This is a genomic window from Paraburkholderia sp. EG286A (genome assembly GCF_040965375.1).
Classification (GTDB): domain Bacteria; phylum Pseudomonadota; class Gammaproteobacteria; order Burkholderiales; family Burkholderiaceae; genus Paraburkholderia.
This window is the reverse complement of sequence record NZ_JBFRCB010000001.1, coordinates 397,142-411,573: the sequence shown is the minus strand read 5'-3', so window position 1 is coordinate 411,573 and position 14,432 is coordinate 397,142. Positions and strand designations below refer to the sequence as shown.

18 protein-coding genes and 3 pseudogenes are annotated in these 14,432 nt (G+C 58.4%); 3 read left to right on the top strand and 18 right to left on the bottom strand.

What is annotated here, in order from left to right; genetic code table 11:
* Window positions 1–64 precede the first annotated feature (64 nt).
* Window positions 65–307 carry a SymE family type I addiction module toxin gene (locus AB4Y35_RS01925; RefSeq protein WP_368703123.1) on the top strand — a complete coding sequence of 81 codons (243 nt, stop codon included), beginning with the start codon at window positions 65–67 and terminating at the stop codon, window positions 305–307.
* A gap of 25 nt (window positions 308–332) precedes the next feature.
* Here AB4Y35_RS01925 and AB4Y35_RS01920 read toward each other — a convergent pair whose 3' ends face one another.
* The 10 genes from AB4Y35_RS01920 to AB4Y35_RS01875 all read right to left on the bottom strand — a co-directional run bounded on the left by AB4Y35_RS01920 (window position 333) and on the right by AB4Y35_RS01875 (window position 5,868).
* Entirely contained in the window at window positions 333–539 is a 207-nt protein-coding gene (locus tag AB4Y35_RS01920) for a CPCC family cysteine-rich protein (protein ID WP_368703825.1), read from the bottom strand.
* Window positions 539–946, bottom strand: a complete 408-nt coding sequence (locus tag AB4Y35_RS01915; RefSeq protein WP_368703122.1) for a hypothetical protein — start codon at window positions 944–946, stop codon at window positions 539–541. Before AB4Y35_RS01915 ends, AB4Y35_RS01920 begins: the two co-directional genes overlap by 1 nt.
* The gene (locus AB4Y35_RS01910) at window positions 919–1,167 is read right to left on the bottom strand and encodes a hypothetical protein (RefSeq protein ID WP_368703121.1); all 249 of its coding nucleotides are present in this window, start codon (window positions 1,165–1,167) and stop codon (window positions 919–921) included. Before AB4Y35_RS01910 ends, AB4Y35_RS01915 begins: the two co-directional genes overlap by 28 nt.
* Before the next feature lie 171 nt (window positions 1,168–1,338).
* Entirely contained in the window at window positions 1,339–1,575 is a 237-nt protein-coding gene (locus AB4Y35_RS01905; RefSeq protein ID WP_368698957.1) for a hypothetical protein, read from the bottom strand.
* 259 nt (window positions 1,576–1,834) lie between these two features.
* Window positions 1,835–2,383 carry a hypothetical protein gene (locus tag AB4Y35_RS01900; RefSeq protein WP_368703120.1) on the bottom strand — a complete coding sequence of 183 codons (549 nt, stop codon included), beginning with the start codon at window positions 2,381–2,383 and terminating at the stop codon, window positions 1,835–1,837.
* 224 nt (window positions 2,384–2,607) lie between these two features.
* On the bottom strand, window positions 2,608–2,874 hold the full coding sequence (locus AB4Y35_RS01895) for a hypothetical protein (RefSeq protein WP_368703119.1): 267 nt from the start codon (window positions 2,872–2,874) through the stop codon (window positions 2,608–2,610).
* The gene (locus AB4Y35_RS01890; RefSeq protein ID WP_368703118.1) at window positions 2,875–3,633 is read right to left on the bottom strand and encodes a hypothetical protein; all 759 of its coding nucleotides are present in this window, start codon (window positions 3,631–3,633) and stop codon (window positions 2,875–2,877) included. It lies immediately after the preceding gene.
* Window positions 3,630–4,043, bottom strand: coding sequence for a hypothetical protein (locus tag AB4Y35_RS01885; protein ID WP_368703117.1), 414 nt, complete (start codon window positions 4,041–4,043; stop codon window positions 3,630–3,632). Before AB4Y35_RS01885 ends, AB4Y35_RS01890 begins: the two co-directional genes overlap by 4 nt.
* Window positions 4,040–4,312, bottom strand: coding sequence for a hypothetical protein (locus AB4Y35_RS01880; RefSeq protein WP_368696535.1), 273 nt, complete (start codon window positions 4,310–4,312; stop codon window positions 4,040–4,042). Before AB4Y35_RS01880 ends, AB4Y35_RS01885 begins: the two co-directional genes overlap by 4 nt.
* The gene (locus AB4Y35_RS01875) at window positions 4,309–5,868 is read right to left on the bottom strand and encodes a hemolysin (protein WP_368703116.1); all 1,560 of its coding nucleotides are present in this window, start codon (window positions 5,866–5,868) and stop codon (window positions 4,309–4,311) included. Before AB4Y35_RS01875 ends, AB4Y35_RS01880 begins: the two co-directional genes overlap by 4 nt.
* A gap of 140 nt (window positions 5,869–6,008) precedes the next feature.
* On the opposite strand from AB4Y35_RS01875, the pseudogene AB4Y35_RS01870 reads away from it, so the two are divergent.
* Window positions 6,009–6,140: pseudogene (locus AB4Y35_RS01870) on the top strand (SymE family type I addiction module toxin); the annotation flags it as partial.
* A 22-nt stretch (window positions 6,141–6,162) separates the two neighbouring features.
* Here the strand turns inward: AB4Y35_RS01870 and AB4Y35_RS01865 are convergent.
* The 5 genes and pseudogenes from AB4Y35_RS01865 to AB4Y35_RS01845 form a co-directional block, all read right to left on the bottom strand.
* On the bottom strand, window positions 6,163–6,393 hold the full coding sequence (locus AB4Y35_RS01865) for a hypothetical protein (RefSeq protein WP_368703115.1): 231 nt from the start codon (window positions 6,391–6,393) through the stop codon (window positions 6,163–6,165).
* Window positions 6,390–6,605 (bottom strand): EndoU domain-containing protein, encoded by a 216-nt coding sequence (locus AB4Y35_RS01860; protein WP_368703114.1) that lies wholly within the window; start codon window positions 6,603–6,605, stop codon window positions 6,390–6,392. The genes AB4Y35_RS01865 and AB4Y35_RS01860 overlap by 4 nt, the downstream gene beginning before the upstream one ends.
* A 301-nt stretch (window positions 6,606–6,906) precedes the next feature.
* On the bottom strand, window positions 6,907–7,659 hold the full coding sequence (locus AB4Y35_RS01855) for a hypothetical protein (RefSeq protein WP_368703113.1): 753 nt from the start codon (window positions 7,657–7,659) through the stop codon (window positions 6,907–6,909).
* Between the two features lie 35 nt (window positions 7,660–7,694).
* Window positions 7,695–7,961: a hypothetical protein gene (locus AB4Y35_RS01850; RefSeq protein WP_368703112.1), complete on the bottom strand. Its 267-nt coding sequence runs from the start codon at window positions 7,959–7,961 to the stop codon at window positions 7,695–7,697.
* A 728-nt stretch (window positions 7,962–8,689) separates the two neighbouring features.
* Window positions 8,690–9,904: pseudogene (locus tag AB4Y35_RS01845) on the bottom strand (hemagglutinin repeat-containing protein); the annotation flags it as partial.
* Window positions 9,905–10,016: 112 nt separating this feature from the next.
* Between AB4Y35_RS01845 and AB4Y35_RS01840 the strand changes: the two are divergent.
* Window positions 10,017–10,253 carry a hypothetical protein gene (locus tag AB4Y35_RS01840; RefSeq protein WP_368703111.1) on the top strand — a complete coding sequence of 79 codons (237 nt, stop codon included), beginning with the start codon at window positions 10,017–10,019 and terminating at the stop codon, window positions 10,251–10,253.
* 222 nt (window positions 10,254–10,475) lie between these two features.
* Here the strand turns inward: AB4Y35_RS01840 and AB4Y35_RS01835 are convergent.
* The 3 genes and pseudogenes from AB4Y35_RS01835 to AB4Y35_RS01825 all read right to left on the bottom strand — a co-directional run.
* Window positions 10,476–12,413, bottom strand: a pseudogene (locus AB4Y35_RS01835) (hemagglutinin repeat-containing protein); the annotation flags it as partial.
* Window positions 12,414–12,503: 90 nt separating this feature from the next.
* A complete protein-coding gene (locus AB4Y35_RS01830; protein ID WP_368703110.1) occupies window positions 12,504–12,731 on the bottom strand; it encodes a hypothetical protein in 228 nt (75 codons plus the stop codon).
* Between the two features lie 64 nt (window positions 12,732–12,795).
* Window positions 12,796–14,064: a hypothetical protein gene (locus tag AB4Y35_RS01825; protein WP_368703109.1), complete on the bottom strand. Its 1,269-nt coding sequence runs from the start codon at window positions 14,062–14,064 to the stop codon at window positions 12,796–12,798.
* Window positions 14,065–14,432: the final 368 nt, after the last annotated feature.

The window sequence follows — 14,432 nt, the reverse complement described above, 5'->3', positions numbered from 1 at the left end:
GGGCCGCATGGGTGGCGGCCCATACGGCCCGCTGACCGCAACCAGTTCACATGGAGAACTGTTCATGGCTGACGCCGATCTTAATGCATCGCCCGCTCGTCCCGAGCGCCGCGCCACCGTCCAGCAGCTCATGCGCTGGCGACCTTCACCGGAACCCAGCAGGTACTGGCGAACGCCTACGTTCTTCCCGTGGCTGCGCATCGCCGGCATATGGCTTGAACAGGCCGGCTTCCCACCCGGCCAGCGCGTGAGGATCGAGGTCCAGTACGGCAGGCTCGTCATTACGCCGGACGGAACCACCCCATAAACAGTGAACCCGGCCGCGTTTGCTTTTAATGCACCTTGGTTTTTGTTGTCTGCCAATGCTTACGGGCCTCATTCAGGCTGCTTTGATTGGCACCTCCTGCGAATGTGGGGTCACTTGATTGCACTGGATCGTCTTCCCAGCCGCACACAGGGCAGATTTCATAATCGTCTCGTACACCAATTGTCAGGCTCTCACAGCATGGGCACGGTAAGCGACTTTCTTTCTCTTGCATCATTGTTTATTCCAGTAGTCCATTCCAGCCGCCGGTTTGAACATCGTCTTTGGCGCACCGTCTTTGGTTTTTGATGCGAACGTGTTCGTCGCTGGATCGTAATACAAAGTATCACCATTGGGTCGTGTCTTGGTAAGCGTCCCATCGGGTGGATTGTTCACGAAGTCCTGTGCTGCCTGAACGTATTGCACCGAGTTTTGATACTCAGGGAACTCGTCACCGTGTTTCGTCGAATGGCCGTAGGCATTTTCAACTGACGTCTTGTCCTTTGTTGAAGACCAGAACGTACTCTTATCGCCATCGCCGCTGTTTGTGTCATCACCGTTCCCACTATTAAGCGTCGCATTACTGGGCGCATACCCCGGTGTCCCCGGCGTGGCTAGCCATCGCAGTTCAAGTTCTGGCAACCCACGATGCTGCGGATTTCCCAGTCGTGCTTGCCGCCCGAAGCTTCCGCCGTCTGCTTATCGGAATTTCGCAGGATTTCCGCTATGATTCGGCCTTCCGCTTCCTGAACACTGATCCCCAGCTTATCGGCAACGAGCTTCGCATTCTTCTTCGCTAGCGCGTATTCATCAGGGTGGAGTTGTCTGTTGTAAAGGTCAGGTGATCGGGTCCGGACTTTCATACCTTCTGATCACTCCGCGCCCGTTCCATATCGATATCGCGCCGGCGACAGAAAGGCCACAAGTCAAGACTGGATAGGGGTTGGGTTGAGCGGCAATCGCTAGTGCAGCGACGCCTGTGTTGAGCAGGAATATGCCCAACGCAATACGCCACACCAGTGGTGTACAGCGGTTCAGACACCGCGCCAGCGGACATAACCCACCGCAAAGCAAAGAAGGTTGTCGGCCGTATTTGTCGTCGCCGACAGGCGCTGCATTGTCGAGGTTTGCGCAGCGATGCCGAGCGGAACCGCCCCGGTGGCAGTCATCAACGTGGGTACCACCTGCAGAATCGCAAACAGGTAGAGCGCAATCTGGGCGACGGCAAAGTTATCCTCGATCGCGACCCTGCCAAGTTCTGGTTCATTCATTCTCGCTATTCCTGTTTGTCGTCCTTGGCCTTGTAGCTGTCGCGCGCCTTTTTGTACCTGTTGTCGAAGGGCTTAATGTGTAGCATTCGGGCCCTACTACATAGGCCACCAACCGCCATAAGAACGAATCCAAATAGCGCCAAGAAAGCGCTCCAGATTGAGGGAGGTGCGCATTTGAACGTTACGTATGAAATCCCAATGCCAACCGCGATTAGCATGGTACATGCCCAACCGGATAAATTACCGTCGTCTATAATTTTCACTTTTTCACCGGCTCAGTAACGAAGCTATTCCACGATGCATTTACGAAATCCTGAATTTTTTGGGAAAAAGTGCTGGTATTGAATGCGTTTGCGGCTTCATTGATTACGGGACTCGCGAGCGGATATCTCGAAGAGAAACGATCGGAAATCATGGCGCTGCCACTATTCGTCCAGTATTGCCCCACATCAGGACGGATGGCTTGACTAACCGCGTCTGCACCAATTCCGACAACTGTACCTACATAGGCAGCCGCCTCAAATATAGGTGAATATGGGGAGGGCACTGCGGCTGCAGCGGCGGTCGCCGCGCTAAACCGTCCCGCATTGGTTGAAACCATCGCAGAGGCATCTGCCGTCGTATTACGCATGAAGTTGACATCTGACTGATCGAACTTCGTTAGCGGCCCCGTGATATTGATCGACCCGGCGGCGGACATTTGCGGATATTGAACCACGCTCGGCACCTCGCCCGGTGAAGCTGAGTTGTAGTTAGCGCGGATATATTCCTGCAATCGCGGATCCGCCTGCGCGGTCATCTGTGTCACGATCGGCTTGCCGCACCGATGGACGCACCGGCGGTAGCCCAGTTGTTCGGCCCGAATATATTCACCCCTGACGGGCCAGCCCATCAGCCAACATTCGACCAAGCCAGATTGCCATTGTTGCCGTCATTAGTACAGCCGCCACTTTCAGAAGCGCAAACAGATAGAGTGCCATCTGTGCGAGGGCAAAATTGCCCTAATGGTTACCTCGTCGAATGTCGTTCCGTTCATTTCGGTTCATCCTGTTTATCGTCTTCGACTTTATAGCTCTCGCGCGCCTTCTTGTACGAGTTATCGAAGGGCTTGATGCCAAGCATATGAGCACGGCTCGCGTAACCACCCACTGCAGCAATTAGAAGCCCGACAAGGGCGATTAGCAGAGAGCGATCGTACTTTAAGCCAGCGATACCAATAGCTATACCAACAACGCACAACACTCCCCTCACTGTGGGGGTGAAATTTCCATTACGAATGAACTTTTCTTTGAGCATCATTTACTTTTTAAGTTGTTGCATCCAATCCGATGATTTGACTTTTTCTGCCGTCTCGTTAAAAGCTGGTGCGAGCATTGGCAGACGATCGGATACAAAGAAGTTACCCGTGTCGACCAGGCTATCGGAAACGTAACCTCTGGGATTCGGTCTCGCCGCTTGCTCGAGCCCTCCCGCTAACCATCCGGCCACCGTTGCAACGTATGACGCTGTAGTCAACCCGGGCGAGTAGGGTGACGGAATTGCTGCCGCTGCCGCAGTTGCTGCTCCGAATCTCCCCGCAGTGGTCGAAGCCAACGACGCCGCATCCGCCGTCGTATTGCGCATGAAGTTCACATCCGACTGATCGAACTTCGTGAACGGCCCCGTCAGGTTGGTCGACCCGCTGTTACCCGTCAACGCGTACGTAAACTGACTCGGAACCTGGCCCGGCGAAGTGCTGTTGTAGTTCGCCAGAATATACGACTGCAACTGTTGATCAGCCTGTGCCGTTAGCTGCGTCACGATCGGCTTGCCGTCCACCGTCGTACCGCCCGATATCCACTGTGCGCCCGAGTCCGTCGGTGTTTGCCCGACCAGCGTGGTGGGTGCGCCTGATTCGTACGTGCCATTGGCGCTCACACCCATGATGCGCATTTGGTCTTCGATCTGCGCCTGCGTGTATTTCCCGTTACTCCCATCGGCCAATTGCTTCGCTAGCGTCTTTTCCTCTGGATGCAGCTGCCGGTTGCAGAGGTCTGCGGATCGGGTCCAGACGTTCACACCTTCTGATCACTCCGCGCCCGTTCCATACCGAGATCGCACCGGCGACAGAAAGACCGCAGGTCAAAGCTGGATAGAGGTTGGGTTGAGCTACTATAGCTAGTGCACCGCCGCCTGTGTTGAGCAGGAATATGCCCAACGCAATGCGCCACAGCAGAGGCGTGCATCGATTCAGACACCTCGCCAGCAGCATGTAACCCACCGCAAAGCAAAGCACGTTGACAGCCGCATTTGTAGTCGCCGACAGGCGCTGCATTGTCGATGCCTGCGGAGCGATGCCGAGCGGAACCGCCCGCGGTGACAGTCATCAGCGTGAACACCACCTGATGAATCGCAAATAGGTAGAGCGCAACTTGGGCGACGGCAAAGCTATCCTCGATCGCGACCCTATCAAGTTCTGTTTCATTCATTCTCGCCATTCCTGTCTGTCGTCCTTTGCCGTGTAGCTGTCGCGCGCCTTTTTGTAGCTATTGTCGAAGGGCTTGATACCCGCCTTGCTGGCTAAATGACACGCGCCGCCGACACCGCCCAATAATGTACCGATTGACACGCATATCCAAAGCAAGGGATTAGCTAAGTCTTTGATGAAAAAGGCGCTTCCCCATATCAGCGCCAATCCGAGCACTATGCACACGTCGCGAAGTGGTTGGGCTAGGTTTCCTTCTTGCAATAGTTTCATTTGCTAGTCACCCCCTTCAGGTACTCGCCAACTTCGTTGATTACTGGACCTAGCATAGGATACCGATCCCCCAAAATGCTGCTCGGCACGCCAATAATGATGTCATCCTTGAACATGGCAGCCGGGTCCGGTCTGATTATTTGAGCAACGGCATCGGCTACCAAGCCAACCATCCCTGACCCGGCTGCCAACGAAGCTGCGGCGGGTTGGTGCACGCCGGGAACTGCAGCTGCAGCACCGGCTGCTGCGCTGATTCGTCCCGCATTCGTCGAAATCATCGACGCCCCATCCGCCGTTGTACTGCGTACGAAGTTCGTATCCGACTGATCGAACTTCGTAAAGGGTCCCGAGATGTTCCACGAACCCGTGCCGGTCGGTCGGTCATAGGTGAATTGGCTCGGCACATCGCCCCGCGATGTCGAGTTGTAGTTCGCCAGAATGTAGGCCTGTAATTCAGGATCGGCTTGTGCGGTGACCTGCGTCAGGATGGGCTTGCCGTCGGCAGTCGTTCCAGCCGAAATCCATCGCGCTCCCGAATCGCTCGGGGCCTGTCCGATCAGTGTCTCGGGTGCCCCTGACTCATGATTTCCATCAGTGGAAACTCCCATGATGCGCATCTGTTCCTCGACCTGTGTCTGGGTGTACAGGCCACCGCTGTTGTCCGCCAATCGCTTGGCCAGCGTCTTCTCCTCGGAATGCATCTGCCGGTTGTACAAGTCCACGGTCGAACTGCCAAACGCACCCGCGCCACCTACTGCCGCACCCGCGCCCGTCGCGACCACGTTCGCCACGATGTTGCCAAGCGCGGCGTTCATGTTCGCATCGCCGGTCAGGTTCGACGCAGCAATCGAATCACTGAGCTTGTTCAACTCGCCCCCCATCTTCGAGCCAATACCCGCGCCTGCTGCACCCGCGACAGCACTGCCCACGCCGCCGCCCAGGCCCGCTACGACCGCCGCGCCCGCCGCCTGCATCTCCGCACGCTTGCTGCCGCCTTCGGCCCATGCGGAGTCACCCGTCGCCCTGGCCTGCGCGTCCGCGTAGTCCCCGATGCGCTGCGCCACCGCCTGCCCTGCGGCCTGTGCGGCGTTCATGCGGTCGCCCTGCTCGTTCAGCAGGGCGCTCACGTCAGGCAGCTTCGACACAGTACCGTTCGTGTTCGTCGTGTCCCGGGAGAGATTTGCCACGTCCTGCCTTTGGCTTGCCCCGTCCGTCACAGTGATCGCACCTGCACTCACGGCGGTGCGCGTGGTCGCATCCGCCGCTCCGCTGTCGCTCTGTGGCAACATCGGTGCTACGCCGCCCCTGTTCGACCCTGAGCCGGGGCCTACCGCCTTACCCGTATTTGCAATCCCCACGCCCGCACTGGCGCCGTTGCTCGTCGCATCGTAGTGCGAGCGGTTCTGCACATCGCTGTATGTGAGCGTACCGGTGCTCAAGCTGTTCTTCTCCACATCCGCAGCGCTGGAAATAACCGCACCCGTGAGCGCGGTGTTCCCCCTCACGCTGATATCGAAACCACCATTACCCGCATTGATCCCCGCCTGCTCCTTCACGCCCGCATAGTTCGAATCCGCATGGCCGTTCTGCGCGCTGAAGCTCGCGCTGCCGCCGCCCTGGCTGATCGTGAAGCCAGCAATCGTGGCGGTACCGGCGGCTCAATGCGCGAAGGCACACCGAGACGCCGCTTTACCCGTGGATCAAGCTTTCGGGGTGCTGGCTTGAACTCGCGGGCTTTGAAGCAGGCCAGCAAGTGAGGATCGAGGTCCAGCACGGCAGGCTCGTCATCACGCACGAAACGACACTGCAAACAATAAACCCGGCCTAGGCCGGGTTTATCACCATCCACATCAGCTACTCATACCCATCATTTTTCCTGCAGCCAGCAACGGCTCTGGATGGGCAATCTGTAGTTTGTCAAGAACGCACGTCAGCAGCTCATAGGCCACGCCATACTCGCCGAAGTCAATGTATTCCGATACATCGTTGCGGTCACTTTCGGAGATTTCGCTCCCGGTCTGTTCAAGAGATTCGCGCATCAGTCGCTCAATCCCGCCATAAGGCTCTTGCTGCATCGTCATTTAGGATTTCTCGGAACATTTGTTAGGAATGCCGTGACGATTCCGACCCCCTTACTAGCCGGTTCGATTACGACACGAATGTCAATGCCATCACGGATACCATTCTTAACTATTCTGCCGTTGGCTTGAACGGTTTCAGCAATGGTCGGGTCCGTAGCGATATCCGAGACTGTGTCCACAATCTTCGAAGCCGGCCAATTCTCCGGGAACACGGACTACCCGGGCCACCTGGCCATTGATGGCCTCCGCCGGTTGCATCTCCAGTAAGTATATGAGTCGTTCTATCAGGCGATGCCAAATTGACATCGCCTGAAGCATTGCCGCCGGCCTCGTTATCGTTGTTCCCGCTATTCAACGTCGCGTTGCCCGGGGCGTATCCTGGCGTTTCAGCTAAAGAACACGTTCTTTACGATCACGTACGCAATGAAGCCCATGATGGCCATGAAGGCACACCACCAGATAATTTTTTGCGTCCGAGTTTTTGGCGTTGATGTAATCGAAGGTCCCATAGTGCTACCACCTGATTCCAGTCTTACCTTGATCGTTAGAGAAGCCCCAGCCCACTGATACAGGATTATCGGTTTTGCCTACGTTTGTACCCGCACCGAAACCGATGACAGTCGCAGTCCCGTTTCCAGGCGACACCATAATGCCGCCGCCCAAACCACCGTATAGAGCAGAGCCACCGCCGGCATATCCCCCGGCAAAGTTATTCGTCTGCCCAGGGCTGACTGATGTTGTGTTCAGATAGCCAGCGGAAACATTAATACCAGCGCCTACGGAATTTGGAATACCAAGATTCACACCATATCCAAAGAACGAATTGCCGTCACGTGTAAAGGTACCCCACACACTCCCCACGAAGTAATCCACCTGGAAATTCACAAAGTCCGGCGCGCGGATCAATCCAGGGTTCGAGCCGGTCGTGGTCGCCTGATACGACAAACCGCTGCCCTGCGCGCCCTTCACGATATACGCCTGCAAGTCAGGATCTCCCGGCCCGAGGCTCTGCGCCCACACCTGCTGGCCAGCCTGGTTCACGCCGTAGGGCTGCCAATCGGTTCCGTCCTGCGGCTGTGCACCGGTAGCCACCCGCACACCTCCCGATTCCGTCTGGCCGTTCACCGTCAGGTTCATCATCGCCATCTGGTTTTCCACGTCCTGCTCGCTGTACTTGCCACCGCTTTCGTCGGCCAGCTTCTTCGCGAGGGTCTTTTCCTGTGCCTTGCCGTCCTGATGCAACTGCCGGTTGTACAGATCCAGCAAATCAGCAAATGCGGCTGCACGTGGGTCTGTTGCTGTTAGGACTTATCCTGCCCGTGGTCCTTCACTTCGTAGCTCTTGCGCGCCTTCTTGTAGCTGCTATCGAAGGGCTTGATATGCAACATATGCGCGCGGCTAGAAAATCCTCCTAGCGCCATTAATCCAAATCCGAGCAAAAAACCGGTCATCCTCGCCCATCGAGGCAACCAGTCGAGCGCCAAGCTACCCGCAAAGACTACCAGTCCAGCAACAAACATCGTGATGCGCAGCCAGCCAGAGAAATTGCCTTCTTCGATGAGTTTCACCTTGTGGCACCTTTAGGACTAGAACTAAAAATCGAATTCGATTCGCTGGTTATCCAATTCTGTATGTCACTTGCGCTCGGCAAATTATTAACGATTGAGGTAACCCCGTTTACAATCAATGACGCCGCCGGCCAATGGTCCCCCGCGACCTGCCCACCAAGCGCTACCGCGCCTTGATACGTGTATTGACCAACATTCGGCTGCGCCAATTGCGATACCGCGTCAGCAGCGGTACCAACCACAGTAGCTCCAAAGGCAATCTGGCCGAAAACTGGCGCAAGAGGGGACGGAGTTGTTGCAGCGGTAGCCGCAGTGGAACCAACCCATCCGGCAGTATTGGAAATCATCGAAGTCGCGCCTGCAGTAGTGCTGCGCACGTAGTTTAGATCTGATTGATCGAACTTCGTGAGCGGCCCCGTCAGGTTGAACGTATAACCCTTGTTTCCGGTCTGGTCATAGACGATGTTCGGCACACCATTCTGCGCCGATGCAGAATTCGCCAAGATGTAGCTCTGCAATTCCGGATTCGGTTGCACCGTGATCTGCGTCAGGATCGGTTTGCCGTCTGCCGTCGTACCGCCCGATATCCATTTTGCCCCCGAGTCCGTCGGCGTCTGGCCGATCAGGGTCGCCGCTGCGCCCGATTCTTGATCCCCGCCAACCGTGCCGCCCATGATGCGCATCTGGTCTTCAATCTGCTGCTCCGTATATTTTCCGCCGCTCCCGTCGGCCAGCTGCTTCGCGAGCGGCTTTTCCTGCGGATGCAGCTGCCGGTTGTACAAGTCCACGGTCGAACTGCCAAACGCACCCGCGCCACCTACTGCCGCACCCGCGCCCGTCGCGACCACGTTCGCCACGATGTTGCCAAGCGCGGCGTTCATGTTCGCATCGCCGGTCAGGTTCGACGCCGCAATCGAATCACTGAGCTTGTTCAACTCGCCCCCAATCTTCGAGCCAATACCCGCGCCTGCTGCACCCGCGACAGCACTGCCCACTCCGCCGCCCAGGCCTGTTACGACCGCCGCGCCCACCGCCTGCATCTCCGCACGCTTGTTGCCTCCTTCAGCCCAAGCGGGGTCACCCGTCGCCCTGGCCTGCGCGTCCGCGTAGTCCCCGATGCGCTGCGCCACCGCCTGCCCTGCGGCCTGTGCGGCGTTCATTCGGTCCCCCTGCTGGTTCAGCAGGACACTTACGTCAGGCAGCCTCGACACGGTACCGTTCGTGTTCGTTGTCTCCCGGGAGAGATTCGCGACGTCCTGCCTCTGGCTTGCCCCGTCCGTCACAGTGATCGTGCCTGCAGTCACGGCGCTGCGCGTAGTCGCATCCGCCGATCCGCTGTCGCTCTGCGGCAACATCGGTGCTACGCCGCCCCTGTTTGACCCTGAGCCGGGGCCTACCGCCTTACCCGTATTTGCAATCCCCACGCCCGCGCTGATCCCGTTGCTCGTCGCGTCGTAGTGCGAGCGGTTCTGCACATCGCTGTATGTGAGCGTGCCGGTGCTCAAGCTGTTCTTCTCCACATCCGCAGCGCTGGAAATAACCGCACCCTTCAGGTCCGTGTTCCCCCTCACGTTGATATCGAAGCCGCCATTACCCGCATTGATCCCCGCCTGCTCGTTCACGCCCGCATAGTTCGAATCCGCATGGCCGTTCTGCGCGCTGAAGTTCGCGCTGCCGCCGCCCTGGCTAATCGTGAAGCCCCCGCCCGCGCTACTCCGGTGTGCCGCGCTGTTCGTCACGTCCTGCACACTCACGATGTTCAGGTTGCCCCCCACGTCCGCGATCACCTTCCCACCGTTGACCTGCGAGCCGGTGATGTTCGTGTCGCCGCCCGAGATCACCGTCACGCTGTTCGTGCCGTTCACGTGTGAAGCATTCTGGATCGCCGCGTCGCTGTTCGCGTCTCCGTGCGCATTTGCCATCGCAGCCGACACACCAAAGCCGCCGGCCAGCGTGTAGAAGGAAGCACCGCAGGACCGCAAACGAAGCGCGGGCCGCATGGGCGGCAACCCATACCGCCCGCTGACCACCACCAGCTCCCCGGAGGAACTGATCATGGCTGAGGCCAATCTTAAGCGACATTTATCGCCTGCGCACGCGCAGCACAGCCGCTGCGTGACACTGCGCACGACGCACGACTACGACCTCGCGCCACCCACTGAGGCTTTCATGCCGTGGACGCAGGTCGCTGACCTCTACCTGCAACGCGCCGGCTTTGAACCTCGGCAACCCATGCGCCTGTCCTTCGACTACCGCAACAACTGCCTCACCATCTCGCCCGAGCACTTCTGATGCCCCCAAAACAACAATCCCAGCTCGAAGGCTGGGTTTGTTGTTTCAGACTGCTCGGTTTGTCGCTCTAGCCGTATAAATTTAGAAGAAGAATTTCTTTGCAAAGACTAGAACCAAGATACAAAGGGCAACGCCAATAAATATTTTATAGGCCGTCTTCTGCTCCGGGGTCATGCGCTTCCATTCTTCGTCCGTTGGACCTCGCATCGTGTTCCTCCATCGTCACTTCTTCTCGTTGAGCGGAGTCGAATGACTCCAAGGCACCACACCCGCCGTAATTCCTCCCGGCGACGTTACGCCTACCTCAATAGCCGTTGAGCCGCCATAAGCGTGGGTAACAGCACCCATCAAATTAACTCTACCAAAGGGAACGGAAACGTAAACCTGGTTTCCATCTCCATTCATGAATGCATTCGTCGACGACGCATCACGCGCACCCCAAATCCAACCAAGCGTGGCTGTTGCGCCTGGCGCCCATGATGCAGGCGGAAACGACTGACTAACGCTGTATGACGTATAGACCGTACCATCGTAAAGGTTGACCGCACTGCCCACTGAACCTGACAGGCTACCCGCACCGACCGTCGCGTAATTGGGCTGGAGAGTGCCCGCAGCCGCCTCCGCATTTGCTCCTTGTGCATTGACCGCTGCCGTCACCAGCAATTCACTGCATGGGCTCATGCCACTACACACCTGCGCAACCAGATCATTCTTTTTCCGGTGCATGGCCTGGTTATACAGCTCGACGTTCGATGCCGTGGCGGCTCCCGCTCCACCACCGACCAGCGCACCGCCGACACCCGCCACAACATTCGCAGCCAGATTGCCGAGCAGTTCGGAACCCGTTGCCGATCCCACTCCCTTCGAGATCTGCTCCAGTTGGTCCGCCATTTTCGCAGCCAGACCCGCCCCCGCCGCACCGCCGATGGTTGAGAAGGCACTGCCACCGCCAAGACCACCGATCAGCGCTCCTCCGGCAATGTGCAGTGCTATCCGGCTGTCCCCACCCTCGGCCCACGAACTCGCCTCGGCCTGGTACTTCGCGTAACCGTCCATGTCGCCCGCAGCCTGCGCCGCGTCAGCCGCTGCCTGCGCAGTCTCCTGTTTGTTTTCCGCATACGCGCCGATGCCTTGCGCCACCACCTGGCCCGCCGCCTGTGCGGCCTGCATCGTATCGGCCTGCTGGTTCAGGATGCTGTTCACGTCCGGCGTTTTCGCAACCATGCCGTTCGTGTTTGTGGTGTCGCGCGACAGGCTCGCGATGTCCTCCTTCTGGTTCGCGGCGTCGATCAAGTTGATCGTGCCCGCGCTGATCGCGCTGCGTGTCGTCGCGCTCTGGTCGCCGCTTTCGTTCTGGCTCATCATCGGTGACACAGCGGGCGTACCACTCACCGAGCCTGGCCCGATTGCCTTGCCCGTATTTGCAATCCCCACGCCCGCACTGATGCCGTTGCTTGTCGCATCGTAGTGCGAGTGGTTCGCGATATCGCTGTACGTCAGCGTCCCGGTCGTCAGGCTGTTTTGTGCTGCGTCGGCCGCACTCGTTATCACGCCGCCCTTCAGGTCCGTGTCCCCCCTCACGTTGATATCGAAACCACCATTACCCGCATTGATCCCCGCCTGCTCGTTCACGCCCGCATAGTTCGAATCCGCATGGCCTTTCTGCGCGCTGAAGCTCGCACTGCCACCGCCCTGGCTGATCGTGAAACCACCGCCCGCGCTGCTCTGGTGGGCAGCGCTGTTCGTCACGTCCTGCACGCTCGCAATGTTCAGGTTGCCCCCCACGTCCGCGATCACCTTCCCACCGTTGACCTGCGAGCCGGTGATGTTCGTGTCGCCGCCCGAGATCACCGTCACGCTGTTCGTGCCGTTCACGTGCGAAGCATTCTGGATCGCCGCGTCGCTGTTCGCATCTCCGTGCGCATTCGCCATCGCAGCCGACACACCAAAGCCGCCGGCCAGCGTGTACTGCACGCCAATGCTCGCGCTACTGGAACTGTTCGAGCTGCGCGTCGAATCGGTGTTCGTGGTGTTGAACACGTTCACCTGGTTCTTCGCGGCCAGCAGCACATCGTTCGCGCTCACGTTCGAACCGGCAATCGTGACGTTGCCGCTGCCGCGTGTACCGTCACCCGTTGCGACGAACGCCGCCGTACCGCCAAACACGTTGACACCGGAAAAGCGACAATCCCATGATGGACGCTGCTCCGCCTTGCGTTAATAGATCGAATGGGTACGCGATCAATCGATTCATGAGTTGGATTCGACGTCGCGCTCCAACGCACGAAGTTCCTTGACCAATTGATATGTGATCGCCGCAAAGAACGTTAGATAAGCGGGCAATCCGACCAGTACAGGACGCCAACCCGCACCTTTCACCAAGGAGACTGCCAAAATGAACATTGGTAGCGCACAAGCGGCAACATAGGCAGTAAGCGCCTTTCGCCAGACGATTTTTCGCTTGCTTTTCGCGATCAATTCTTCCCCTCTGATTTCGATGCATTTGAGATTGCACTTTGCGCCGGACCCGCCAGAACCTGATTTATTTCAAAAAGTTACCGAGTGGTCCAGGCATCATGCCCGTCATCAATGCACCAAGTGCGTTCGACCCGATTCCCACGCCGGCAGCGAGATCAGGGCTTCCAGAGTCTGCGACTGCGGTTGCGCCGAAACTACCGACCCCCGCTACAGCCGCGTTATAACCGCCTACGACAACCTTACCCGCGATCCCGGCCTCTTTGCCTAGCGCTCCGAGCGGAAGAGACAACGCCGAAATGGCAGCAGTAATTCCTCCAACCATAAGTGACTTGCCGACGTTAGGATCATCATTCGAAAGGCCAAGGGCGCGACTAAGTGCGTCGCCCGAATAGTCGTACAACGCACCTAGTCCCCACGCTGTAGCTGCGATGGGAGCAACGGCTCCAAGGGTTGTTATACCAACCGCAGCGCCGACCGCCATACCAACCTGCGGATGCGCCTCGTAACCGGGCAATGCAGGTTGCTCAGGCGTCAACGGTCCACCCAGCCGCCCGGGGTTCGCCCGTTCAGCGGGAGTAGCATTGAACAAGCCACTGGCGTTTTGGCTGATAAACTGTACAGCTAGAGGATCGCCGCCCGGGCCCTTGCTTGCCATGTCATCGACGAGCCGATAGCCGTTCGCCAGCAACATCTGCTGCGCCTGATCGGTCGTGATCGTCTGTCCAGTCTGGCCTTCATAAAACTGCGCGAACTTGCCTGCATTGTCCTTCGCCCATTGCCGCTCGTCTGGATGCAATTGCCTGTTGTACAGGTCCACAGTCGAACTGCCAAACGCGCCCGCCCCACCTACTGCCGCACCCGCGCCCGTCGCGATCACGTTCGCCACGATGTTGCCAAGTGCGGCGTTCATGTTCGCATCGCCGGTCAGGTTCGACGCCGCAATCGAATCACTGAGCTTGTTCAGCTCGCCCCCCATCTTCGAGCCGATACCCGCGCCTGCTGCACCCGCGACAGCGCTGCCCACTCCCCCGCCCAGGCCCGCTACGACCGCCGCGCCCGCCGCCTGCATCTCCGCCCGCTTGTTGCCGCCTTCAGCCCAAGCGGGGTCACCCGTCGCCCTCGCCTGCGCGTCCGCATAGTCCCCGATGCGCTGCGCCACCGCCTGCCCCGCGGCCTGTGCAGCGCTCATGCGGTCGCCTTGCTGGTTCAGCAGAGCGCTCACGTCAGGTAGCCTCGACACAGTACCGTTCGTGCTCGTCGTGTCCCGGGAGAGATTTGCCACGTCCTGCGTCTGGTTTGCCTCGTCCGTCACAGTGATCGTGCCTGCACTCACGGCGCTGCGCGTAGTCGCATCCGCCGATCCGCTGTCGCTCTGCGTCAACATCGGTGCTACGCCGCCCCTGTTCGACCCTGAGCCGGGGCCTACCGCCTTGCCCGTATTTGCAATCCCCACGCCCGCACTGATGCCGTTGCTCGTCGCATCGTAGTGCGAGTGGTTCGCGATATCGCTGTACGTCAGTCCCGCGCCTTACCGTCCTGATGAAGCTGCCGGTTGAAGCGGTCCGCTAGCAGCCCCATTTTCTAGATGTTTTTCCTGATTTTGATATACCGAATCAACCCGAGCACACAGAAGGCAAACGCCATAAGTGAGCCGCGAATTAAGATAAAACGAACGTCTTCATAGCTCCACTGGTATTTGCC